A 23828-nucleotide genomic window follows, 5' to 3' on the forward strand; every position below is an offset into this window, starting at 1 on the left:
CTTTTTGCTCTTGTAGGAGCGGACCTTGTCCGCGATGAGCCGGCGCGGAGCGAATCGCGGACAAGGTCCGCTCCCACGAAGAGCCGATGTGCCGCACCGGTCCGCTTTCGACGAAAGCCCCGCTGCGGGGGTTGGTTCGCGAGCAAGCTCGCTCCTACGAAGAGCAGTCCACCGCGCCATTCCGCTTTCGACGAAATCGACCCGCCCGCCGCGCCGGCCCGTGTAGACTGCCCGTTCCATCCGCTGTCGCACCACGGAAAGCCCCATGCTTCGAGCCTTCTGCCTGCTGTTCGCCACCCTCCTCGCCCTGCCCGCCCAGGCCGAAGGCTTCATCAGCCGCACCCTGAACAAGCCGGTGCCCGGCGGCGTCGCCGTGGTGCAGCTGGGCCGGGATGCCGCCGTGCCCACCGCCACCTACCAGGGCAAGCCGGTGCTGGTGGTGCGCGAGGAAGGCCGCGACTGGATCGCCATCGTCGGCATCCCGCTGACCGCCAAGGCCGGCGCCCAGCAGATCGTCGTGCGCCAGGGCGGCGCCAGCCGCAACCTCGGCTTCGGCGTCGATGGCAAGCACTATAAGGAGCAGCGCATCCGACTTTCGAACACCCGCCAGGTGAATCCGCTGCCCGAGGACCTCAAGCGCATCAACCGCGAACTGGCCGAGCAGACCGCCGCCTATCGCAGCTTCAGCGCCGGCACGCCGAGCAACCTGGTGCTCGACAAGCCGGTCGACGGCCCGCTGTCCAGCCCCTTCGGCCTGCGCCGCTTCTTCAATGGCGAGGAACGCAACCCGCATTCCGGCCTGGACTTCGCCGTGCCCGCCGGCACCCCGATCAGGTCGCCGGCCGCCGGCAAGGTGATCCTGATCGGCAACTACTTCTTCAACGGCAACACCGTGTTCGTCGACCACGGCCAGGGCTTCATCAGCATGTTCTGCCACATGTCGAAGATCGACGTGAAGCTGGGCGATCAGCTCCCGCGCGGCGGCGTGGTCGGCCGCGTCGGCGCCACCGGCCGCGCCACCGGGCCGCACATGCACTGGAACGTCAGCCTCAACGACGCCCGCGTCGACCCGGCGATCTTCATCGGCGCGTTCAAGCCCTGAGGAGCGCCCAAGGGCGAATCAATAGCCACCCTCGTGCTGCGGCTTCTTGGATACACGCTCCAGCTCGTAGAGCTGGCCGATCTGGCAGGGCTCGGGGATGCCCGCCGAGTCGACCGAGATGATGCGGTCGAGCGTCGTGACCGCCCCCAGCGTATCGCCGATATTCAGCCGATTGCTGAAGGCCAGGTTGTTGCACGGAGCGGAAAATGCCACCAGATAGCGCCGCCCCGGCGATTGGCCAAGGACGATGTGGCCCTTGTCGAGGTATTCCCAGCCCGCGGTACTCCGTACCGGGATCGACTTCACCGCATCGCCCTGGCGCAGGCCGAGCTTCGCCAGGTGCTGGTCCAGCGGCAGCTCGTCGTCGTGCAGGTTGGACTGGCTGCAGGCAGTCAGCAGTGAAATAACCGCCAGCAGGATGGCGCTGTGTATGCCGCGCATGCCGTACCTCCCGGCCACGGGCGGTGGCCATTGGCCGGATCACCTGGGATCCGGCCTCATTTTCCCACCAGTCCGCCGCCGCAGCGCGCAGCCGGCCAGGCGGTCAGTTCATCTTCATGCCGGGCATGCTGTGGTCCATGTGCTCCATGTCGTGCCCCATGTTCCCCATGTCATGGCCCATCTTCCCCATGTCATGGTTCATGTTCCCCATGTCGTGGCCCATCTGGGTGCCCATGCCGGGCGCCTCGGGCGCGTCCTTCTGCACGGCGATCTCGACCTTCACCTCGCCGGCCTTCTGGAAGTGCAGGGTCAGCGGGAAGCGCTCACCATCGGCCAGCGGCTTCTTCAGGCCGAACAGCATCAGGTGGTACTGGCCGGGGGCGAAGACCACCTGGCCGCCGGCGGGGATGTCCACGCCCTCGACCTTCTGCATCTTCATCATGCCGTCCTTCTCCACGTGCTGGTGGACTTCCGCGCTGGCGGCGCGCTCGGTGTCGGCGCCGAGCAGGCGGTCGGCTTCCTTGCCCTTGTTGACCACGACGAAGTAGGCCGCGCCGTTCACCGAGTTGGCCGGCAGCAGCAGCGACCAGGGATTGTCGATGTGCAGGTCGCCGGCCTGATACTCGTCGGCCAGCGCCGCGCCGGAAACGCTCAGCAGGGCCGCGAAAGCGAGCAGGGTTTTACGCATGTTCGAAACTCCAGTTGGCTGGTGATCGGGTCCGCCGTCATGGCGGGAAAACATCGGGCCGCAGCTGCCATGATCGCGCCGCAGCATAGCCTGTCGCCCGGCAGGGGGCAGAGTGGACGCTCGCGCCACCCTCATCAATGCAGCAATCTCAACTCAAAACCGGGCCACGCGGCTTGATGCGCGACAGCACGATCCAATCCAGCGCCCACACCAGCAGCAGCGAAGCGCCGACCAGCGGGAAGGCGATGCCGAGGATCAGCATGATCGCCACCCCGCGCTTCCACACCGGCAGTGCGTGAGGCAGCGGCGGCACGCCGAGGCGGCCCTGCGGCCGGCGCTTCCACCAGATCCACAGGCCGCTGACCGCGCTGAACAGGATCATCAGGCAGACGGCGAGCATGAGCAGTTGGTTGAACAGCCCGAACATCTTGCCTTCGTGCAGCATCACCCCGGATTCGACGCTCTTGGCCACCAGGCCGTAGTCGCTCCAGCGCACGTCGGCAAGCACCCTGCCGGTGTACTGGTCGATGTGCAGGGTGGCGTCGTTGCGCGAATCGTCGGCGAATACCGAAACGGTGAACACGCCCTCCTCCCCTTTGGGCAGGGCGATGGCGTAGCCCGGCGTCACGCCGGCCTTGTCCGCGGTATCGACCACCTGCTGCAGGCTGATCTGTGGCATCGCCCTGCCGCCGGCGCCGTGAGCCATGTGCTCGGCGTGGGAGCCGGACATCGGCATCGGCGTGTTTTCCATCGCCCAGGGGATGGTCTGGCGGTGCGCTTCGTTGAGCGTGCGCGCCTCCAGGTCGGACCTGGGCACCTGGTTCCACATGGCCACCGGGAAACGGTTCCACACATCGGCGAAGGACTTGCCCCAGAAGCCGGTCCAGGTCATGCCGGTGAGCAGCATGAACAGCATCGCCAGCGCGCCCCAGAAACCGATCACCACGTGCAACTCGCGCCACAGCGCGCGGCCACGGCGCGACAGGTCCGGCCAGAGCAGCACGCGCAGCGAGCGCTTGCGCGGCCACCACAGGTAGAGACCGGACACCACCAGGACGATCCCCCAGCCGGCGGCCAGTTCGACCAGCCGGTCGCCCACCGTGCCGATCATCAGCTCGCCGTGCAGCGCGCGGGCCATGGCCTGCAGGTTCGACCTGGCATCCTGCAGGCCGAGCAGCTTGCCACTGTACGGGTCGACGAAGGCGTTCACTTCGCGCCCATCGAGCTGGGCGACGAACTGGGCGCTGCGGTCGGCGGCGGGCGCCGGCAGGTACTGGCTGACCTGCAGCTTCGGATTCTGGTGAAGCAGGTGCATCCATTGCTGGTCGGCGGACAAGCGCACCTCCCCCGGCTGCACCTGCAGCAGGTCGCGGTACAACAGCGGATCGAGCTGCGGCTTGAACAGGTAGATGATCCCGGTGAGCGACAGCAGGATCATGAAGGGTGCGACGAACAGCCCGGCGTAGAAGTGCCAGCGCCAGGCCAGGTTGTAGAAATCGAATGTCTTCTTCTGCATTCGTTGTTTCCTCACGCAAGGAGGCCCCCGACCGGCGGGGGCCGGTCGGGCTCAGAAGCTGAAGTCCACCTTGGTCCAGAGCGTGCGCCCCGGTTCGTGGATCGACTCGGGGTTGTCCGCCGGGAAGCCGAAGCCGGCGTTGCCCGCCAGGTTCAGGTGCTCGGCGTAGTCCTTGTCGAACAGGTTGTCGACGCCGGCGCTGACCTTGAAGTTCTTGTTCAGCCTGTACGCGCCATTGAGCGAGAACACCGCGAAGCCCGCGCTTTCGTCGAAGTCGTAGCCGACCACGTTGCCCTGGTTCTCGGCGATCCGGCCCTGGTGCGCGACCACCCGCCAGAGGCCGCCGGCACTCCAGTCACCCTTCTCGTAGTTCAGGCCGAAGCGCGCTTCCAGCGGCGGCATCTGCGGCAGGGCGCGATCGTCCGTGGTGTTCTTGCCCCAGGCGTAGGCCAGGGTCGCGTCGGTCCGCCAGTTGTCGCTCAGCGCATAGGCCGCGCCCAGCTCGCCGCCCATGATCCGCGCGTCGACGTTCCGCGCCTGGGTGGTCTTGCCCATCATGCCGGTGCTGTAGTCGAACAGGATGTAGTCCTGGATCACCCCGACGTAGCCGGAGGCCCAGGCCTTGAACTTCTCGTCCTCGTACTGGGCGCCGAAGTCCAGCTGGGTGGTCTTTTCCGGCTCGATGCCGTCGAAGGCGTTGACCGACCCGGCCGGGCCCTTGGTCGGCGAGAACAGCTCCCAGTAGTCGGGGAAACGCTGCACATGGCCGACGCCGGCGTAGAGCGTGGTGGGCGTGTCGGCCAGGTCGTGCTCGTAGCGCACGAAGCCGCTGGGCAGGGTGTCGGCGCGGGTATCGTCGGCGGTGGGATTGGGCCGCATCGACATGCCCGATCCGGTGGTCTGCCGGTAGTCCTTGACCGATGCACGGTCCAGGCGCAGGCCGGTGATCACGCGGTCGCGCTCGGCGGCGTACCAGGTCAGTTCGCCGAAGGCGCCATAGTTGTGGAACGCCGCGTCCTTGTTCCACGGCTGGTCATCGTAGGTATTGATGCCCATGCCTTTGCGCTGGCGATGCTCGTTGGTCTGCGCATCGACGCCGGAGATCAGCTTGAAGTCGTCCCAGCGCCAGGTGGCGGCCAGGCGTCCGCCCAGGGTGCGGCGGTCGACGTTGGAGGCCATGGGCCCCGCCATCATGCCGGTGCCCGAGGGCGTGCGCAGGCTGTAGTTGTCCATCACGTGGTCGGCATAGTTGTAGTAGACCTGCGCCTCCAGCTTGTCGAGCACATCGCCGATGTTGGACTTCTCGAAGCGCAGGCCGAGGCTCTCGCGCTTGAATTGCGAGCCGTCCATGCTGCGTCCGGCGTAGCGCGCCTCGCCGTCGCCCTTGCCGGCGGTGAGTTCGACCAGGGTGTCGGCGTCCGGGGTCCAGCCGACGGCGACATCGCCGTTCCACTTGTTCCAGCGCGAGGGCACGGTGTTGCCGGCGCCGTCCTCGTAGTCATCGGACTGCGAGCGGTTGCCGATGAAGCGCAGGTAGCCCTCGGAGCCACCGGCGGCGGCGTCCAGCACGCGGTCGAAGCGGCCGTTGGAACCGGCCACCAGGCTGCCGTTGATGCGCGTGCCCAGCTCGCCGAAGCGCTCCGGCTCGCGGTCGAAGCGGATCGTGCCGGCCGAGGAGCCAGGCCCCCAGATCACGGTTTCCGGGCCCTTGACCACGGTGAGCTTGTCGTAGGTCTCCGGCGAGATATAGGAGGTGGGCGCGTCCATCCGCCCCGGGCAGGCACCGAGCATGGTGGTGCCGTTGGTGAGGATGTTCAGGCGCGAGCCGAACATGCCGCGCAGAACCGGGTCGCCGTTGGTGCCGCCGTTGCGGATGGCGGAGAAGCCGGGGATGGTCTTGAGGTAGTCGGCGCCATCGCTGGCGGGAATCGGCTGGCGCGGCTGCTTGGGGTCGGTGACCACGGTGAGCGGCGAACTCTGGGCCACGGCGGTGATGACGCTGGGCTCCAGCTCCACCGCGTGGGCGGAGTGATCTTCTTCCTCGGCCAGAACCGGGACGGCGGTGAAACCGCCAAGGGCGGTCAGTGCGCACAGGGCGCGCAGGCCGAGGGCACGCGGCCGACGGCGCATTTGCATGCGGGACATTGCATGAATTCCATGATCGGTGAATACGTCCGCTCCAGGCGTACACGCACGGCGCACAGGCGAATGCGTTCAGCTCATTCGCGCCGGCGGTCGATGGAGTCGGAATTGGAGGTCAGCCGATCAGGGCCGGTGGAGCACGGGAGCGGGCGCCGGGGAAGACCGGCGAAGCGGGAATGGCGGGGGAAACCGGCTGGGCGACCGGCGTGCCCGCAGCGGGCAGGTCGCCCCCCAGCAGGATGGCGGGCGGAGTCAGAGACGGACTGTGGATCAGCAGGCTGCAATAGCCGCACTTCTCCATGAAGGCGTCGGCGGCGAGCGGCTGCTTGCCGTGGAAGGGCGACAAGGCGACTCGTGCCGTCGCGGAGTGCCCTTTTCCGTGGTCCATCCCGGCCATGGCCACGCCATGCTCGTGCTGCATGGACCGCCCATGCTCCATCGGCATGGAATGCCCCATGGGCATGGCGTGATCCATCGGCAGCGACTGGGATACCAGCGGGCCGACATAGATCATCAGCATGGCGAACAGCGCCAGCCAGTTACCTATGCCTTGTCGGGTACGACGGATCACATCAAGTCCTTGCGGATGGAGACTCCCGCCTGCAGCGGGTACGCAATGATCGCACGGAGTCTTTCGCCTCCACTGCGGCACGTGGCCGCAGAATTGGCCGGGCGCGCCGGAGGCATCACAATAAATTGCATATAACTGAAAATTTCAGCAATAAATAACCCGAAAAATTACATACGGAACTTTTCCTACCAATTTTTATCAAATGCTTGCCATCGACCTCTCAGGCCATTAGCTTGGCACTCATGAAAACCGCACACACCCTCATCCTGCTTCGCCAACACGCCTGCCTGCGCCTGGTCAGCCCGCGACTGCGTGGCTGAGCCCTTCCCCCGCTTTCGCCTCTTTTCATTTTTTTGCGCAGGCCCGCAGGCCGCAGAGAACAAGGATTCCGCTCATGAGCATGTTGAAAGACCCGTCGAAGAAATACCGTGCCTTCACCCCGATTTCCCTGCCCGACCGTACCTGGCCGGACAAGATCATCGACAAGGCGCCGATCTGGCTGTCCACCGACCTGCGCGACGGCAACCAGTCGCTGATCGAGCCGATGGACGCCGAGAAGAAGATGCGCTTCTTCAAGTGCCTGGTTCAGGTCGGCCTGAAGGAAATCGAAGTGGGCTTCCCGTCCGCCTCGCAGACCGACTTCGACTTCGTCCGCGAGCTGATCGAGGGCGGCCACATTCCCGATGACGTCACCATCCAGGTGCTGACCCAGGCCCGCGACGACCTCATCGAGCGCACCTTCGAGTCCCTGAAGGGTGCCAAACGCGCCATCGTCCACTACTACAACGCCTGCGCGCCGAGCTTCCGCAAGATCGTCTTCAACCAGGACAAGGCCGGCGTGAAAGCCATCGCCGTGGCCGCCGGCAAGACCATCGTGCGCCTGGCCGCCGCCGCGCCGGAAACCCAGTGGGGCTTCGAGTACTCGCCGGAAGTGTTCAGCTCCACCGAGACCGACTTCGCCGTCGAGGTGTGCAACGCGGTGATCGACGTGTTCCAGCCGACCCCGGCCAACCGCCTGATCCTCAACCTGCCCGCCACCATCGAGTGCGCCACCCCGAACAACTACGCCGACCAGATCGAGTGGTTCGGTCGCCACATCGACAAGCGCGACAGCGTGATCATCAGCCTGCACACCCACAATGACCGTGGCACCGGCGTGGCCGCATCCGAGCTGGCGCTGATGGCCGGCGCCGACCGCGTCGAAGGCTGCCTGTTCGGCAACGGCGAGCGCACCGGCAACCTGTGCCTGGTGACCATGGCGCTGAACATGTACACCCAGGGCGTCAACCCCGGGCTGGACTTCTCCGACATCGACGCCGTGCGCAAGGTGGTGGAAGAGTGCAACCAGATTCCGGTGCACCCGCGCCACCCGTACGTCGGCGACCTGGTCCACACCGCCTTCTCCGGCTCCCACCAGGACGCCATCCGCAAGGGCTTCGCCCAGCAGAAGGACGACGCCGTGTGGGAAGTGCCGTACCTGCCGATCGACCCGGCGGACATCGGCCGCAGCTACGAGGCGGTGATCCGTGTGAACAGCCAGTCCGGCAAGGGCGGCATCACCTTCCTGCTGGAGCAGGAATACGGCATCAGCCTGCCGCGCCGCATGCAGATCGAGTTCAGCCAGGTGGTGCAGAACGAGACCGACCGCCTGGGCCTGGAAATGACCGCCGAACAGATCTACGGCCTGCTGCAGAGCGAGTACCTGCAGGCAGTCTCGCCGTTCGGCCTGAAGAGCTACCGCCTGCAGGAAGAGAACGGCATCTGCGCCATCGACATCGACGTCACCCACAAGGGCGAGCAGCACCACTGGCACGGCAAGGGCAAGGGCACCCTGGAAGCCCTGGTCGCCTCGCTGCCGGTGGACGTCGAGATCATGGACTACAACGAGCACGCCATCGGCGCCGGCACCAACGCCCGCGCGGCCGCCTACATCGAACTGCGCGTCGAGGGTGGTCGTTCGCTGCACGGTATCGGCATCGATGAAAACATCACCACCGCAAGCTTCCGTGCGCTGTTCAGCGCGCTGAACCGCGCCGTGACGCTGGGCCAGGCGAAAGCCGCGTAAGCCCGGCAATAACCGCAGTCCCCTTTGCCCCGGACGCCTTGTGCGTCCGGGGCTGTTTTCATGGAGTGAAAACATGTCGACCGCCCCGCAGGACAATCCCTTCCAGACACCCGCCGCCGCCCTCCGGGATGCGCTCGGCGTCGCCACCGGCGAACCGCTCTACCGTCTCGCCGCCGTCGGCATCGCCACCTTCTTCGGCACACCCGTGGCCGGCGCCTGGGTCATCGCGCAGAACCTCAAGCGCCTCGGCCGCCCCGAGCAGGTACGCAAGACCTGGCTGACCGGCATCGGTGTCCTGCTGCTGGTCTTCGTCATCGCCTGGATGCTGCCGGGCAACTTCCCCGCCGTGCCGATCAACATCGTCACGGTCCTCGCCATGCAGCAGTACGCCAAACAGAACATCGGGGAGGAACTGGACCGCCACGCCGCGGCAGGCGGCGCCTTCCTCTCGAACTGGCGCGCCTTCGGCATCAGCCTGCTGCTCCTGCTCGCCGTCATGGCCGCGCTGTTCGGCCTGAGCCTGATCGTCGCCTACCTGCTGGGCATGAACGCCTGAACTCCCGCGGGCGAGCCCTGAAACGCCGAAGGCCCCAACCGGGGCCTTCTCGTCTTACTCGTCGTCGCCGCTGGCGGCTACCGCGCCCAGGCAGCACAGGCGATGTTCCTGGTCGCCGGCGTGGAGCAGCCAGCTTTCATCCGCGGCCTGATAGCGGGCCTCCATCACCTCGTTGTAGCTGAAGCGCCACTGGCGGCGGTCACGGCCGTCGATGGATTCGATCTGCAGCACCACCTCTTCGCTGGCGAAGGGCTGCTCCGCGTGGGCGGCGGCATCGGCCTGGTCCAGCAGTGCCTCGTTGAGCTCGAACTGCCAGGCGTGCAGGCCGTCGATCAGCAGCATATCGGCGGTTTCCAGCTGGTCCAGCAGGTAGGGAGTCGTGGTCATGGTGGGCACTCGGCAATGGGCAGGCCGTCATGATAGAGCAAAACCCTTTGCCGGCCCTCCCCTCCTAATCGGCCAGCGCCGCCAGCACGCCGCGCAGCCGCTCGACCGTGGCCGGGGCGCAAGGCTGCATCGGCTCGCGCAGCTCGTCGGCGATCAACCCCTGCAAGGCCAGCGCCGCCTTGACTGCCGCCGGGTTCGGCTCGGCGAAAGCGGCCTGGATCCAGGGCAGCAAACGGTAGAAGGTCGCCCGCGCCCCGGCCAGATCGCCCGCCTCGACCTGGCGCTGCATTCGCACATAGAGATCGGCGCGCACATGGGCGGAAGCGGAAATCGCCCCGGCGCCGCCCAGGCACAGGTTGTTGAAGATCTGCAGGTCCTCGCCCGTCAGCACCTCCACCTCGCCGTCGGCGATCAATGCCAGGGTGGTCTCGAGGTCGCCGCCGCAATCCTTGATCGCGGCGATGCGCGGATGGCGCACGATACGCCGCAGGGTCTCGCGCTCGATACGCACGCCGGTGCGATAGGGAATGTCGTAGAGCACCACCGGCACACTGGCGGCATCGGCCACGGTGCGGAAGAACGCCTCCAGACCCGCCTGGGACGGACGGATGTAGTACGGCGCCGGCACCAGCAGGCCAGCCAGCGGGCGCCGCTGGATCTCCTGCTGGAAGGCCAGCAGCTCGCGCAGGTTGTTGCCCGCCAGGCCCATGATCACCTGCTGCGGCGGGACCCACTGCAACACCGCATCGAGCACCGCGAGCTGTTCCTCATGGCTCAGGGCCGCCGCCTCCCCGGTGGTGCCGCAGACCACGAAGCCGGTGACGCCGTCTTCCAGCAGGCGGGCGACCAGGGTGTGCAGCGCGGCGAAGTCGACTTCCCCGGCACGGAAGGGCGTGGCCAGGGCCACCCAAATTCCTCGAAACGTAGACATGCAAAAACTCCTTGTGGCTGACCGTCTGGTCGCCGTCAGGGAGGGATGCGGGAATCAAGCGGGGGGAATTGGAGACCTGGCGCCTTGTGTCCTGTCAGCCCATCTGACGGGACAGCACGCCCCGGTCAAATGAGCGACTGTTTCTTCGATTTCTTGGCAACGACGACGCATACGCCAGCCTGGGCGGAGAGGCCCGGGAGCGGCAGCGCGGAGTCGAAGTTGGCAGGCATGGGAAAACTGCTGTGGGAAATCAGGCCTCCGATAGTGCGCAAGCGCCTGCGTGCCTGTCAACCACGTCCCAAGGTCTATGCTGGTTCAACGAACCAGCAACCGGGGGAGACCTGACAGATGAAGCGTCGCCAACTGGGCCAGTCCGGACTGGCCATCCCGCCCCTGGTATTCGGCGGCAACGTGTTCGGCTGGTCGGCGGACGAAGCCACCTCGTTCCGCCTGCTGGATGCACTGGTCGACGCCGGGATCGACTGCATCGACACCGCCGACGTGTATTCGCGCTGGGTGCCCGGACACGTCGGCGGCGAATCGGAAACCCTGATCGGCAAGTGGCTGAAGAAGACCGGCAAGCGCAGCCAGGTGCAGATCGCCACCAAGGTCGGCATGGACATGGGCAACAGCCACAAGGGCCTGTCGGCGGCGTATATCGAGCAGGCCCTGGAGCGTTCGCTCGAGCGCCTGCAGACCGACTACATCGACCTCTACCAGGCCCACTGCGACGACCCGCACACCGCCATGGAGGAAACCATGGGCGCCTTCGCCAAGGCGGTGGACAGCGGCAAGGTGCGGGTGATCGGCGCCTCCAACCTCGACGCCCGGCGCCTGCGCGAGGCCCGCGAGGTCTGCGACCGCCTGAAACTGCCGAACTACCAGAGCCTGCAGCCCAACTACAACCTCTACGACCGCGCCAACTACGAGATCAACCTGGAGCCCACCGTGAAGCAGCTGGGGCTGGGGGTGATCAGCTTCTATTCCCTGGCGGCGGGCTTCCTCACCGGCAAGTACCGCAGCGAGGCGGACCTGGGCAAGAGCAGCGTGCGGGGCTACAAGGTGAAGAACTTCATGAACGCGCGCGGCTTCGCCATCATCGACGCGCTGGAGGAAGTGGCCGGCGAGCTGAACGTCACACCGACACAGGTCGCCCTGGCCTGGCTGATGGCGCGGCCGAGCATTACCGCGCCGATCGCCAGTGCGTCGAAACTGGAGCAATTGCCGGACCTGATCGCGGCGGTCGATCTGAAGCTGGGCGATGAGGCGATCCAGCGGCTGAATACCGCCAGCGCGTATTGAGCGGAGCCGAAAAGCATCGCGGACAAGGTCCGCTCCTACAAGGTGTGCAGCTCTGCGTAGGAGCGGACCTTGTCCGCGAATGGCATCAGCAGTCGACGCGCTTTACGGCTGGATGTCGAAGCGATCCGCGTCCAGGTTGGCCGGGAAGCGCTCGCGATAGGCGGCCAGCGCCTCGGCCGAGAGGGTGGCGTGGAACACGCCGTCGCCGTTGGCCGCTTCGAGCAGCGGCTCGCCCTGGAAATCCAGCACCTGGCTGTCGCCGGAATAGGCGTGGCCCTTGCCGTCCTCGCCGACGCGGTTGACCGCCGCGACGTAGCACAGGTTCTCGATGGCCCGCGCCGGCAGCAGGCGGTTCCAGTGCTGGCGGCGCGCGGCCGGCCAGTTGGCGGTGTAGAGCAGCAGGTCGGTGTCCTGCGCATCGCGGCTCCACACCGGGAAGCGCAGGTCGTAGCAGACCAGCGGGCGAATCCGCCAGCCCTTCCATTCCAGCAGCACCTGTTGCTCGCCCGGCGTGTAGTGCTTGTGCTCGCCGGCCATGCGGAACAGGTGGCGCTTGTCGTAGTGCTGCACTTCACCGTCCGGGCGCGCCCAGAGCAGGCGGTTGCGGTGGCTGCCGTCGGCGGCGCGGATGATCACGCTGCCGCAGACCACGGCATCGAGCCTGGCCGCCTGCTCGCGCAGCCAGGCGTAGGTGGCGCCCTCCTCCGGCTCGGCGAGCGCCTCGGAATCCATGGAGAAGCCGGTGGTGAACATCTCCGGCAGGATCACCAGGTCCGCGCCACGGGCGCTTTCCAGCAGCGCGGCGAAGCGCTCGCGGTTGGCCTTGGCGTCGTGCCAGGCCAGGGTGGTCTGCACCACGGCCAGCTTCAGGTCGGGCAGTCGCTTCAGATCGCGCATAGTCTTTCCGCCGCCTGGCGCAGCGTCTCCTCTTTCTTGGCGAAGCAGAAGCGCACCAGGCGCATGTCCGCCGGGGCCTGCTGGTAGAACACCGAGACTGGGATGGCCGCCACGCCGTGTTCGCGGGTCAGCCATTCGGACATGGCGACGTCGTCCAGGTCCGGGCGGATCGCCGAGTAGTCGACCACCTGGAAATAGGTGCCGGCGGCACGCTGGAAGCGGAAGCGCGAGCCTTCCAGCAGGTTGCAGAACAGGTCGCGCTTGGCCTGGTAGAAGCCCGGCAGCTCGCGCAGGTGCTCGGGGTACGCGGTCATGAAGTCGGCCAGCGCCCACTGCAGCGGGGTCACGCCGCAGAAGTTCACGTACTGGTGGATCTTGCGCATCTCCGCCGACAGCGCCGGCGGCGCCACCACGTAGCCGGTCTTCCAGCCGGTGACGTGGTAGGTCTTGCCGAACGAGCTGATGACGAAGGCACGCGCGTACAGCTCGTCATGGGCCAGCACGCTGGCGTGCTGCACGCCGTCGTAGATCAGGTGTTCGTAGACTTCGTCGCTGATGACGTAGATCTCGCGGTCGCGGATCAGCGCCGCCAGGCGATCCAGGTCGGCGCGGTCGATCAGCGCGCCGCTGGGGTTGTGCGGGCTGTTGAGGAAGATCAGGCGGGTGCGCGGGGTGATCGCGTCGGCCATGCGCTGCCAGTCGATGCGGAAGTCCGGCAAGTCCAGCGGCACATGCACGCAGCGGCCCCCGGCCAGTTCCACCGAGGGTTCGTAGCTGTCGTAGCAGGGGTCGAGGACGATGGCCTCGTCGCCCGGACGGATCAGCGCCTGCACCGCGCAGAAGATCGCCTCGGTGGCGCCGGGGGTGATGGTCACCTCGGCGTCGGCACTGACGTTGCGCCCATAGAAACCGGCGACCTTGGCCGCGACCTGTTCGCGCAGCGCCGGCAGGCCGGTCATCGGGCTGTACTGGTTGTGTCCGGCCATCACGTGGCGGGTCACGGCTTCGAGCAACGGCGAGGGGCCGGCGAAATCGGGGAAGCCCTGGGAGAGATTCAGCGCACCGCACTCGGCGGCAAGCTGGGACATGCGGGTGAAGATGGTGGTGCCGACATTCGGCAGTTTGCTGGTGAGCATGGCGTGGCTACAGGCTGCGGGCGATGAGTGGGAAGCGCCTACTCTATCGCCTGCAGCCTGCGGCCTGAAGTCCGACAGCGCTTATTTGCGCTTGTCCTTCTTCTTTTTCTCGGCCTTCTTGTGGTGCGACATCAGGCGGCGCTTCTTGTTGACCTGGCGCTCGGTGAGCTGGGTCTTCTTGCCCTCGAAGGGGTTGTCGCCGCCCTTGTACTCGATGCGGATCGGCGTGCCGACCAGCTTCAGCACGCGCCGATAGGTCTTCTCCAGGTAGCGCGTGTAGGCCTTGGGCACCGCGTCGACCTGGTTGCCGTGGATCACGATCAGCGGCGGGTTGGCGCCGCCCAGGTGGGCGTAGCGCAGCTTGATGCGGCGGCCGTTGACCATCGGCGGCTGGTGCACCTGGATGGCGTCCTCGAGGATCTGCGTGAGCTTGCTGGTGGGCCAGCGGGTCACGGCGGAGCGGAAGGAATCCTGCACCGACTTGTACAGGTGGCCGACGCCGGTGCCGTGCAGCGCGGAGATGAAGTGGATGTCGGCGAAATCGGCGAACATCAGCCGGCGCTCCAGCTCGGTCTTCACGTACTCGCGCTCGCCGGAATCCATGCCGTCCCACTTGTTCAGGGCGATGACCAGCGCGCGGCCGGTCTCCAGCACGAAGCCGAGCAGGTTGAGGTCGTGCTCGACCACGCCTTCGCGGGCGTCCATGACGAAGATGACCACGTTGGCGTCCTGGATCGCCTGCAGGGTCTTCACCACGGAGAACTTTTCCACCGCCTCGAAGATCTTGCCGCGGCGGCGCACGCCGGCGGTGTCGATCAGGGTGTACTTCTCTTCGTTGCGCTCGAAGGGGATGTAGATGCTGTCGCGGGTGGTGCCGGCCTGGTCGTAGACGATCACCCGCTCTTCGCCGAGCATGCGGTTGACCAGGGTGGACTTGCCGACGTTGGGGCGGCCGATGATGGCGATCTTGATGCCATCCTTCTCGCTCGGGCCGGGGATGCGCTTGGCTTCCTCGCCCTCGGCGACATCCTCCAGTTCGCCCGGCAGGTCGTTGTCTTCCGGCGCCTCGGGCTCGGGGACGAACAGGTCGCCCAGGGCTTCCTGCAGCATCTGGGTGATGCCGCGGCCGTGGGCGGCGGCGATCGGGATGGCGTGGCCCAGGCCCAGCGGGCTGAACTCGGCACGGGCGATGTCCGGATCGACGGTGTCGACCTTGTTCGCCACCAGGAAGCTGCGCTTGTTCCGCTTGCGCAGGTGCTCGGCGATCATCTCGTCGGCGGCGGTCATGCCGGCGCGGGAGTCGACCATGAACAGCACCGCATCGGCCTCTTCGATGGCCTGCAGCGACTGCTCGGCCATCTTCGCGTCGATGCCTTCCTCGTCGCCGGAGATACCGCCGGTGTCGATGACGATGAATTTCTTGCCCTGCCACTTGGCCTCGCCGTACTGGCGATCGCGGGTCAGACCGGCGTACTCGGCGACGATGGCGTCGCGGGTCTTGGTCAGGCGGTTGAACAGGGTGGACTTGCCGACGTTCGGGCGGCCCACCAGGGCTATTACGGGAACCATGCGGCTCTCCAGGAAAATTCAGAATTTCTTAAAACACGACGGCCGCTGCCGTGATCCACGGCAGCGGCCGGCAGTAACGCTCAGCTTAGCGCAGGGTGTAGGCGACCAGCTCGCCGCTGTTGCCGAACACGTACATCCAGCCGCCGACCACCAGCGGGCGAACCCGCACGCCGTCGCCGTCGACCTTCTCGCGGCCGACGAAACGGCCGTCCACCTGGCTCAGCAGGTGGATGTAGCCTTCCAGGTCGCCGACCACCACGTTGCTCGAGAACACCGCCGGAGCGGACAGCTGGCGGCGAGCCAGGGCGTCGTTGCTCCACAGCGAGGACGAGCCACGGGAGTCCAGGCTTTCCACGGTGCCGCTGGCCTGGCTGACGAACACGCTGCCGGTGTCTTCGGCGACGCCGACGTAGCTGGACGCCTCGCGCTGCCACAGCATGCGGCCGCTGCTCACGTCCAGCGCGGCGGCGCGGCCCTGGTAGCTGGTCACGTAGAGGATGTCGTTCGCCAGCAGCAGGCCGCCGTCGATATCGACCACGCGGTCCAGTTCGGAGCGGCCCTGCGGGATGGCGACGCGCTGTTCCCACACCGGCAGACCGCGTTCGACGTCCACGGCAATGACCTTGCCGCTGGCCAGGCCGGCCAGCGCCAGGCGGCCGGCGATCAGCGGAGCGCCGGTGCCGCGCAGGGTCAGCACCGGAACGGTGCTTTCGTAGATCCAGCGCTGGTTGCCGGTGGAGGCATCGAAGGCGATCAGCTTGTCGTCCTGGGTCTGCACCACCACCACGTCACCGTTGGTGGCCGGAGCGGCCAGTACTTCGCTGGTGACCTTGGCGCGCCACTTCTGCTCGCCGCTGCCGGCGTCCAGGGCGATCACGTCGCCACGCATGGTGCCCAGCAGGACCAGCCCGTTGCCGACACCGACGGCGCCGGAAACCGGCAGGTCGAGGTCCTTCTTCCAGAGTACGTCGCCGCTTTCGCGCTGGATCGCCATGACCCGGCCTTCGGCGGAGGCGGCGAAGATGGTCTGGCCATCCACCGCCGGTTCGAGCAGGTTGTACAGCTCGCCCTGGCCGTCACCGACCGAGCGGCTCCATTGTTTCTCCAGACGGACCTCTTCCTTGAAATCGGTGAGCTCCGCTGGCGGCAGTTCTTTCTTGCTGTTGCTGCTGCAGCCCACGGCCAGCAGAGTCAGCGCGAGCAGCGCGGCATGTTTCCAGCGCAGCATGTCAGGCGTCTCCCTTGGCAAGGTCGTCGAGTTTCATCTGCAGGGCGCCGACGGCGGCGTCTTCCGGCAGGGCGGCCTTGGCCTTCTCGTAGGCGGTGCGCGCCTCGTCTTCACGCTTGAGCTGCACCAGCAGGTCGCCGCGCAGTTCCTCGCGGGTGGCGACGTAGGATTTCTCGACGTTGCCGTCGAGCAGCTTCAGCGCATCCTCGGCCTTGCCCTGGGCGCCCATCACGCGGGCCAGGCGCTGACGCGCCAGCTCGCCGAGGGTGGCGTCCACGGGTTTGTCGACGATGGCCTTGAGCTCCAGGGTGGCGTCATCCAGCCGGCCGCTGTCCACCGCGACCTTGGCGACGAACAGGCGGCCGTACTGGGCGTACGGGGTGCCGGCATATTCGCTGGTCAGCTTGTTGGCCAGCTCGGCGACCTTGGCGGTGTCCGGCTTGCCGGCAGGGTTCAGGGCGGTTTCCAGCAGGGCCTGGTAGACCATGGAGGCACCCTGGGCCTGGTTGTTCTGGTACTTCTTCCAGGCTTGCCAGCCGAACACCACCACCAGTGCCAGGGCGGCGCCGGTCAGCAGGGGCATGCCGTTGCGCTGCCACCAGTCCTTGATGTCCGCCAGTTGTTCTTCTTCGGTACGCGTACTCACCCCAATACTCCTATCGCTCGATTCTCAAGCCTGCCGCAGGCAGGCTGCCAGGTGCTCGGGCAGAGCGTCCCAGGCGATGTTCTGTTGTTCGCCCTCGCCACGCAGGGGCTTGAAACCTACCACGCGGTTGGCCAGTTCGTCGTCACCCAGAATCATGGCGAACTGTGCACCGCTCTTGTCGGCCTTCTTGAACTGGCTCTTGAAGCTGCCGCCACCGGCGTTGACCAGCAGGCGGACACCGGGAAGGGCATCGCGCAGGCGCTCGGCCAGGCTCAGGCCGGCGAGTTCGGCGGCGTCGCCGAAGGCGCAGAGGTAGAGGTCGGCCGGGCGATTGAGTTCCGCGGGAACCAGGCCCAGGGTGTCGAGCAGCAGCACCAGGCGTTCCACGCCCATGGCGAAGCCCACGCCCGGCGTCGGCTTGCCGCCGAACTGGCTGACCAGGCCGTCGTAACGGCCACCGCCGCAGACGGTGCCCTGGGCGCCGAGCTTGTCGGTGACCCATTCGAAGGCGGTGCGGCAGTAGTAGTCCAGGCCGCGCACCAGCTTCTGGTTGATCTCGTAGCGCAGGCCGACCGCGTCCAGGCGGGCCTTCAGGCCCTCGAAGTGGGCGATCGACTCTTCGTCCAGGTAGTCGTGCAGGGTCGGTGCGTCGACCAGCAGGGCCTGGGTGCTTTCCACCTTGCTGTCGAGGATGCGCAGCGGGTTGGTGGTCATGCGGCGCTGACTGTCTTCGTCGAGCTGGTCGAAGCGGTCCTGCAGGTAGGTCACCAGCGCTTCGCGATAGCGCGCGCGGGCTTCGCTGGAGCCCAGGGTGTTGAGCTGCAGGGTCACGGCGTCGGCCATGCCGAGCTTCTGCCAGAGGCGCCAGGTGAGGATGATCAGCTCGGCGTCGATGTCCGGCCCGGGCAGGTTGAAGACTTCCACGCCGATCTGGTGGAACTGGCGATAGCGGCCCTTCTGCGGCTTCTCGTAGCGGAACATCGGGCCGGTGTACCAGAGCTTCTGCACCTGGCCGCCGCCGGACAGGCCGTGTTCGAGCACGGCGCGCACGCAACCCGCGGTGCCTTCCGGACGCATGGTGAGGGATTCGCCGTTGCGGTCGAGGAAGGTGTACATCTCCTTGTCGACCACGTCGGTGCCTTCACCGATGCCACGGGCGAAGAGCTCGGTGAACTCCAGGATCGGCATGCGGATTTCTTTGTAGCCGTAGCCATCCAGCAGCTCGGCGAAGGTACGTTCCAGGTAACGCCAGGCCGGAGTCTGCTCCGGCAGGATGTCGTTCATGCCACGGATGGCTTGCAGGGACTTGCTCACGTAGGGTCCTTGTTGCGGTCAGCCACGCACGATCAGGGCGGCGTCGGCCTCGGCCTTCTCGGCCGCTTTTTCGCGGATCAGCCGTTCCAGCTCATCCACCAGGTTTTCGTTCTGCAGCTTCTGCGCCGGCTTGCCGTCGATATAGACGAGGTTGTTCGGCGTGCCGCCGGTGAGGCCGACGTGGGCCTCCTTGGCTTCGCCCGGGCCGTTGACCACGCAGCCGATCACGGCCACGTCGAGCGGCACCAGCAGGTCTTCCAGGCGGCCTTCGAGCTCGTTCATGGTCTTGACCACATCGAAGTTCTGCCGCGAGCAGCTCGGGCAGGCGATGAAGTTGATGCCACGGGAACGCAGGTGCAGCGACTTGAGGATGTCGAAGCCGACCTTGATCTCTTCCACCGGATCGGCGGCCAGGGAGATGCGGATGGTGTCGCCGATGCCTTCGGCGAGCAGCATGCCCAGGCCGACCGCGGATTTGACGGTGCCCGAGCGCAGGCCACCGGCTTCGGTGATGCCCAGGTGCAGGGGCTGTTCGATCTCTTTCGCCAGCAGGCGGTAGGCGGCCACCGCCATGAACACGTCGGAGGCCTTCACGCTGACCTTGAAGTTCTGGAAGTCCAGCTTGTCGAGATGATCGACGTGGCGCATGGCCGATTCCAGCAGGGCTTCGGGGGTCGGCTCGCCGTATTTCTTCTGCAGGTCCTTCTCCAGGGAACCGGCGTTGACGCCGATGCGGATCGGGATGTTGCGCTCGCGGGCGGCATCCACCACGGCCTTCACCCGGTCCTCGCGGCCGATGTTGCCGGGGTTGATGCGCAGGCAGTCGACGCCCAGCTCGGCCACGCGCAGGGCGATCTTGTAGTCGAAGTGGATGTCGGCAACCAGCGGGACTTTCACCTGCTGCTTGATCTTGCCGAACGCCTCGGCGGCGTCCATGTCCGGCACGGAGACGCGCACGATATCGGCGCCGGCCTCTTCCAGACGACGAATCTGGCCGACGGTGGCGGCCACGTCCAGGGTGTCGGTGTTGGTCATGCTCTGCACGGCGATGGGGGCATCCCCACCCACCGGCACGTTACCTACCCAGATCTTGCGGGACAGGCGGCGTTTGATCGGAGACTCGCAATGCATCTTACTGTCCACCCAACGTCAGGCGCGCGGTGCCGCCGCGCGCCGGTGTCACTTCGACCGGCTGGCCGTTGTAGCTGACCTGCGCGCCACGGGCGTAACCCAGGCGCAGTTGCACGGGGGCCTTGGCGGCGAGCTCCAGGCTGTCGCCCTTGCGCTTCAGCGCGCCGAACAGGACCTTGCCATCGGCATCGGTGACCTGGGTCCAGCAGTCCTCGGTGTACTGGATATTGACCACACCCTGGCCGGCGGCGGCGACCACCGGAACGGCGGCCGGCTGGGCTGCCACAGGCGCAGCCGGGGCGGCCGGAGCGACGGGCTGCTGGGCAGCCGGTTGCTGCACGGGAGCGGCGGGAGCCGGGGCGGCCTCGGTGGTGGCCGGGACAACCGGCGCGGCGGGGCTTGCGGCGACCGGCGGGGTGACTTCGGCCGGAGCCTCGGCCGCGGCGCTATCGTCGGCGGGCTCGGAAGGCACGACCGGCGCATTGGCCTGGTCCTCGGCGACCGCCTGGTCTTCCGGCTCGTCGAGCGTATGGATCTCGGTGGTGCCGTCGGCACTCTCCACCTCGACATGCTCCATACTCAGGTTGCCGCTCTCCTGCGGGCGCGCGGAACGCTCCTGCCACCAGAAGTAACCGAAGGCGATCAGCAGGGCGAGCAGCGCCAGGCTGAACAGGCGCAGCAGATTGCGCGACAGACGCACCGGCTCGATCACGCGGCCGATGCTCTGCACGTTGCTGCCGGTGGCGTCGGTGCCGGTGTAATGGTCGAAGGCCTGGACCATCTGTGCCTGGTCCATGCCCAGCAGCTTGGCGTAGGCGCGGATGTAGCCGCGCGCGAAGGTGTGGCCCGGCAACTGCTCGAACGACCCCTGCTCCAGCTGACGCAGGGCGTTTTCGGTGAGGTTCAGCTGGCCGGCGACCTGCGCGATGCTCCAGCCCTTGTTCTCGCGCGCCTGGCGCAGTGTTTCGCCAGGATTGGCGCGGGTCGTGCCGATGACATCGGACTGCGACGTGCTCATCATTTTTCCGCCTGGTATGCCTGGTATTCAGGAGAAGCGGGATACAGACGCTTGAGTTGCAGCCCGTAGCTGGCAGCGGTATCCCGGTCGTCGAAGATCTTCGCCAGGCGAATGCCCAGCAGCAGGGCGCGCGCGGTCTGCGGCCCCTGCTTGAGGTATTCCTGGTAGTAGGCTCGCGCCGGAACGTACTGACGATCCTGGTAATTGAGCTCGGCCATTTCGATCAGCGCGCTGGGCTGATTGCGATTGAGGCGAATGGCCTTCTCGAAGTAGTCCTTGGCCTGCTCCCGCTGCTTGAGCTGCAGGCTGACCAGCCCAAGGTTCTCGAAGATGCGCGAACGCTCGGGATAGAGGCCATCCTCGGCGGCCTTGATGTAGACGTCGTAGGCTTCCTTGTAGCGTTTCTGCTCGAACAGGAAGCCGCCGTAGTTATTCAGGATGCGGGCATCGTCCGAGCGGGCGGACAGCGCCTTGCGGTACTCGGCCTCGGCCAGTTGCGGCTCCATCTCGGTCTGGTAGACCGCAGCCAGTGCGACATGGGCGTCGGCACTGGAGGAATCCAGCTCCAGCGCCTTGCGCAGCGGCACCTTGGCCTGTTCGGCGTTGCCGCTGCGCAGGTAACCGATACCCAGCTGGATGTAGGCATCGCGCGCCTCGTCCCGCCCCTTCTCGGTTTTCAGAGGATCCTGTTTGCCAGACGTCACGCAACCCGTCAGCAGGGTTGCCAACAGCAAGAAGAGCGCGGCGCGCAGGGTCATCGGAATCCTCCCCAGGTCAGTTTCGGTTGGCGGCGTTGGACGCCTGCTCGTTGTTGTCCGTCGCCAGTTGGCGTACGGCGATATAGCGTTCGCTGCGGCGCGTGCGGTCCATCACCTGGCCCACCAGCTGGCCACAGGCGGCGTCGATGTCGTCGCCGCGGGTGGTGCGCACGGTCACGTTGAAGCCGCCCTTGTGCAGCATGTCCTGGAAACGGCGGATGGTATTGTTGCTCGGCCGCTCGTAGCCGGAGTGCGGGAACGGATTAAACGGAATCAGGTTGATCTTGCAAGGGAAATCCTTGAGCAGTGCGATCAGTTGCTCGGCATGCTCGGGCTGGTCGTTGACGTCGGCCAGCAGGGTGTACTCGACGGTCAGCACGCGCTCCTTGCCCAGGCGCGTGATGTAGCGGTAGCAGGCGTCGAGCAGCATCTCCAGCGGGTACTTCTTGTTGATCGGCACCAGCTGGTTGCGCAGTTCGTCGTTCGGTGCGTGCAGCGACAGCGCCAGGGACACGTCGGTCACCTCGGCGAGCTTGTCGATCATCGGCACCACGCCGGAGGTGGACAGGGTCACCTTGCGCTTGGAAATGCCGTAGCCGAGGTCTTCCATCATGATGCTCATGGCGCTCACGACGTTGTCGAAGTTCAGCAGCGGCTCGCCCATGCCCATCATCACCACGTTGGTGACGGCACGGTCGATCTTGCCCGGGACGGTCCCGAACGATTGGTTGGCGATCCACACCTGGCCGATGATCTCGGCGGAGGTCAGGTCGCTGTTGAAGCCTTGCTTGCCGGTGGAGCAGAAGCTGCAATCCAGCGCGCAACCGGCCTGGGACGACACGCACAGGGTGCCGCGGCCGCCTTGCGGGATGTACACGGTCTCGACGCAACTGCCCGAGGCCACGCGCACCACCCACTTGCGGGTACCGTCAGAGGAAATGTCCTGGCTGACGATCTCCGGAGGACGAATTTCGGCAACGGCCTTGAGCTTTTCGCGCAAGGCCTTGCCGACGTTCGTCATGGCGTCGAAATCGACGGCGCCAAAGTGGTGAATCCATTGCATCACCTGGCCGGCGCGGAAGCGCTTTTCACCGATGGACTCGAAGAATTCCTCGAGCTGGGGCTTGGTCATGCCCAGCAGGTTGGCCTTTGCAGCGGTATCAGTCATGGATTCACCCTCGCTCATTCGCCTTGATCAGCGAATGCGCTCGCACACCTCGGTGCTGGAGAAGAAGTAGGCGATTTCACGAGCAGCGGAAGCTTCCGAGTCGGAACCGTGAACAGCGTTCTCGTCGATGGAAACGGCGAAGTCGGCGCGGATGGTGCCGGCGTCGGCTTTCTTCGGATCGGTGGCGCCCATCAGCTCGCGGTTGCGCAGGATGGCGTCTTCGCCTTCCAGAACCTGGACGACGACCGGGCCGGAAGTCATGAAGGCAACCAGGTCCTTGAAGAAGCCGCGCTCTTTGTGCTCGGCGTAGAAGCCGCCGGCTTCGCGCTCGGACAGTTGAACCATCTTGGAAGCGACGACGCGCAGACCGGCTTTCTCGAAGCGGGTCAGGATTTCGCCGATGACGTTCTTGGCGACAGCGTCGGGCTTGATGATGGAGAAGGTACGTTGCAGGGCCATGGAAATAACTCCGAAAAAGCAAGGTTGGTAATGCCAAGGAGCCCCTGGCATGACCAGGAGCTCCTGCGATTCTAGGGTTTGCCGCGCGCTGCGCCCGATGGGCGGCAGTCGCGGGACCGGCCCGACGGCGACAGGGCCGGCGGTGCGGAAAACTCCCTCGGGGAATTTTTGACAGCTCACCTAAAGATAAAACCCGCGAATTATACGCGGGTTCATGACAAATGGGTACGCGGCCGGCGAGCCGCGCCCTTCAGTCGAGCTCTTCGATCCAGGCGGCCTGGATGGCCTCCAGGACCTTCTCCCCGCCTCGCGCGGGATCGTCGCTGAACTCCGGCAAAGCCAGCACCCAGCTGTGCAGATCGACGAAATTCACGTAGTGCGGATCGACATCGGGCTTGCTCTCGGCCAGCTGGATGGCGATTTCCAGTACATCAGTCCATTTCAGGCTCATGCCCGCTCTCCGCTCAATGACCTTCGGAAACCTGGTTGATGGTGTATTTCGGAATCTCCACCACCAGGTCCTTGTCGCCCACCACGGCCTGGCAGGACAGGCGCGAGTCCGGTTCCAGACCCCAGGCCTTGTCCAGCATGTCGTCTTCCAGTTCGTCGGACGGCTCCATGGAATTGAAGCCCTCGCGCACGATCACGTGGCAGGTGGTGCAGGCGCAGGACATTTCGCACGCGTGCTCGATCTCGATGCCGTTGCGCAGTGCCGCCTTCATGATGGTTTCGCCCGGCTGGGCCTCGATCACCGCACCTTCCGGGCAGTGTTCGGCGTTCGGCAGAAATACGATCTGCGGCAT

General features: G+C 66.1%; 24 protein-coding genes. 4 read left to right on the forward strand and 20 right to left on the reverse strand.

Translation table 11 applies throughout. The features are described from left to right. Nucleotides 1-265: 265 nt before the first annotated feature. Nucleotides 266-1102, forward strand: a complete 837-nt coding sequence (locus AC3B6A_RS21365; protein WP_488399099.1) for a M23 family metallopeptidase — start codon at nt 266-268, stop codon at nt 1100-1102. An 18-nt stretch (nt 1103-1120) separates the two neighbouring features. On the opposite strand, the gene AC3B6A_RS21370 is transcribed toward AC3B6A_RS21365, so the two are convergent. The 5 genes from AC3B6A_RS21370 to AC3B6A_RS21390 form a co-directional block, all read right to left on the reverse strand. Beyond that, the gene (locus tag AC3B6A_RS21370) at nt 1121-1543 is read right to left on the reverse strand and encodes a DUF6491 family protein (RefSeq protein ID WP_488399100.1); all 423 of its coding nucleotides are present in this window, start codon (nt 1541-1543) and stop codon (nt 1121-1123) included. A 103-nt stretch (nt 1544-1646) separates the two neighbouring features. Continuing rightward, nucleotides 1647-2231: a copper chaperone PCu(A)C gene (locus AC3B6A_RS21375; RefSeq protein WP_488399101.1), complete on the reverse strand. Its 585-nt coding sequence runs from the start codon at nt 2229-2231 to the stop codon at nt 1647-1649. Nucleotides 2232-2379: 148 nt separating this feature from the next. After that, on the reverse strand, nt 2380-3747 hold the full coding sequence (locus tag AC3B6A_RS21380; RefSeq protein ID WP_488399102.1) for a PepSY-associated TM helix domain-containing protein: 1368 nt from the start codon (nt 3745-3747) through the stop codon (nt 2380-2382). A gap of 51 nt (nt 3748-3798) precedes the next feature. Continuing rightward, complete coding sequence (locus tag AC3B6A_RS21385; RefSeq protein ID WP_488399103.1) at nt 3799-5892, reverse strand: TonB-dependent copper receptor; 2094 nt, start codon at nt 5890-5892, stop codon at nt 3799-3801. Nucleotides 5893-6004: 112 nt separating this feature from the next. Further along, nucleotides 6005-6460 carry a DUF2946 domain-containing protein gene (locus AC3B6A_RS21390; RefSeq protein ID WP_488399104.1) on the reverse strand — a complete coding sequence of 152 codons (456 nt, stop codon included), beginning with the start codon at nt 6458-6460 and terminating at the stop codon, nt 6005-6007. Between the two features lie 394 nt (nt 6461-6854). On the opposite strand from AC3B6A_RS21390, the gene leuA reads away from it, so the two are divergent. Further along, nucleotides 6855-8525, forward strand: a complete 1671-nt coding sequence (gene leuA / locus AC3B6A_RS21395; RefSeq protein ID WP_488399106.1) for a 2-isopropylmalate synthase — start codon at nt 6855-6857, stop codon at nt 8523-8525. A 73-nt stretch (nt 8526-8598) separates the two neighbouring features. Then, on the forward strand, nt 8599-9081 hold the full coding sequence (locus tag AC3B6A_RS21400; RefSeq protein ID WP_488399107.1) for a hypothetical protein: 483 nt from the start codon (nt 8599-8601) through the stop codon (nt 9079-9081). A gap of 54 nt (nt 9082-9135) precedes the next feature. Here the strand turns inward: AC3B6A_RS21400 and AC3B6A_RS21405 are convergent, their stop codons facing one another. After that, nucleotides 9136-9468: a DUF5629 family protein gene (locus tag AC3B6A_RS21405; RefSeq protein ID WP_488399108.1), complete on the reverse strand. Its 333-nt coding sequence runs from the start codon at nt 9466-9468 to the stop codon at nt 9136-9138. Nucleotides 9469-9532: 64 nt separating this feature from the next. Further along, entirely contained in the window at nt 9533-10399 is an 867-nt protein-coding gene (gene dapA / locus AC3B6A_RS21410) for a 4-hydroxy-tetrahydrodipicolinate synthase (RefSeq protein ID WP_488399109.1), read from the reverse strand. Nucleotides 10400-10747: 348 nt separating this feature from the next. Here dapA and AC3B6A_RS21415 point away from each other — a divergent pair, with 348 nt between their 5' ends. Continuing rightward, nucleotides 10748-11701, forward strand: a complete 954-nt coding sequence (locus AC3B6A_RS21415) for an aldo/keto reductase (protein ID WP_488399110.1) — start codon at nt 10748-10750, stop codon at nt 11699-11701. Nucleotides 11702-11803: 102 nt separating this feature from the next. Here the strand turns inward: AC3B6A_RS21415 and AC3B6A_RS21420 are convergent, their stop codons facing one another. The 13 genes from AC3B6A_RS21420 to fdx all read right to left on the reverse strand — a co-directional run bounded on the left by AC3B6A_RS21420 (nt 11804) and on the right by fdx (nt 23828). Continuing rightward, on the reverse strand, nt 11804-12598 hold the full coding sequence (locus tag AC3B6A_RS21420; RefSeq protein ID WP_488399111.1) for an amidohydrolase: 795 nt from the start codon (nt 12596-12598) through the stop codon (nt 11804-11806). Then, nucleotides 12586-13734 (reverse strand): pyridoxal phosphate-dependent aminotransferase, encoded by a 1149-nt coding sequence (locus AC3B6A_RS21425; RefSeq protein WP_488399112.1) that lies wholly within the window; start codon nt 13732-13734, stop codon nt 12586-12588. Before AC3B6A_RS21425 ends, AC3B6A_RS21420 begins: the two co-directional genes overlap by 13 nt. A gap of 81 nt (nt 13735-13815) precedes the next feature. Beyond that, complete coding sequence (gene der / locus AC3B6A_RS21430; protein ID WP_488399113.1) at nt 13816-15303, reverse strand: ribosome biogenesis GTPase Der; 1488 nt, start codon at nt 15301-15303, stop codon at nt 13816-13818. 85 nt (nt 15304-15388) lie between these two features. Further along, nucleotides 15389-16531, reverse strand: coding sequence for an outer membrane protein assembly factor BamB (gene bamB, locus AC3B6A_RS21435; RefSeq protein ID WP_488399114.1), 1143 nt, complete (start codon nt 16529-16531; stop codon nt 15389-15391). A 1-nt stretch (nt 16532) separates the two neighbouring features. Beyond that, nucleotides 16533-17177, reverse strand: a complete 645-nt coding sequence (locus AC3B6A_RS21440; protein WP_488399115.1) for a YfgM family protein — start codon at nt 17175-17177, stop codon at nt 16533-16535. 24 nt (nt 17178-17201) lie between these two features. Beyond that, nucleotides 17202-18491 carry a histidine--tRNA ligase gene (hisS, locus tag AC3B6A_RS21445; protein ID WP_488399117.1) on the reverse strand — a complete coding sequence of 430 codons (1290 nt, stop codon included), beginning with the start codon at nt 18489-18491 and terminating at the stop codon, nt 17202-17204. An 18-nt stretch (nt 18492-18509) separates the two neighbouring features. Continuing rightward, the gene (gene ispG / locus AC3B6A_RS21450) at nt 18510-19622 is read right to left on the reverse strand and encodes a flavodoxin-dependent (E)-4-hydroxy-3-methylbut-2-enyl-diphosphate synthase (RefSeq protein ID WP_488399118.1); all 1113 of its coding nucleotides are present in this window, start codon (nt 19620-19622) and stop codon (nt 18510-18512) included. A 1-nt stretch (nt 19623) separates the two neighbouring features. Continuing rightward, nucleotides 19624-20643, reverse strand: coding sequence for a RodZ domain-containing protein (locus tag AC3B6A_RS21455; protein WP_488399119.1), 1020 nt, complete (start codon nt 20641-20643; stop codon nt 19624-19626). Next, entirely contained in the window at nt 20640-21398 is a 759-nt protein-coding gene (pilW, locus tag AC3B6A_RS21460) for a type IV pilus biogenesis/stability protein PilW (RefSeq protein WP_488399120.1), read from the reverse strand. The genes AC3B6A_RS21455 and pilW overlap by 4 nt, the downstream gene beginning before the upstream one ends. Before the next feature lie 16 nt (nt 21399-21414). Then, on the reverse strand, nt 21415-22566 hold the full coding sequence (gene rlmN / locus AC3B6A_RS21465) for a dual-specificity RNA methyltransferase RlmN (RefSeq protein ID WP_488399121.1): 1152 nt from the start codon (nt 22564-22566) through the stop codon (nt 21415-21417). A gap of 27 nt (nt 22567-22593) precedes the next feature. Beyond that, a complete protein-coding gene (ndk, locus tag AC3B6A_RS21470) occupies nt 22594-23025 on the reverse strand; it encodes a nucleoside-diphosphate kinase (RefSeq protein ID WP_488399122.1) in 432 nt (143 codons plus the stop codon). 250 nt (nt 23026-23275) lie between these two features. Beyond that, a complete protein-coding gene (iscX, locus tag AC3B6A_RS21475) occupies nt 23276-23476 on the reverse strand; it encodes a Fe-S cluster assembly protein IscX (protein WP_488399123.1) in 201 nt (66 codons plus the stop codon). Between the two features lie 13 nt (nt 23477-23489). Continuing rightward, complete coding sequence (fdx, locus tag AC3B6A_RS21480; protein ID WP_488399124.1) at nt 23490-23828, reverse strand: ISC system 2Fe-2S type ferredoxin; 339 nt, start codon at nt 23826-23828, stop codon at nt 23490-23492.

The sequence above is a fragment of the Pseudomonas sp. B12(2026) genome, from assembly GCF_057767015.1.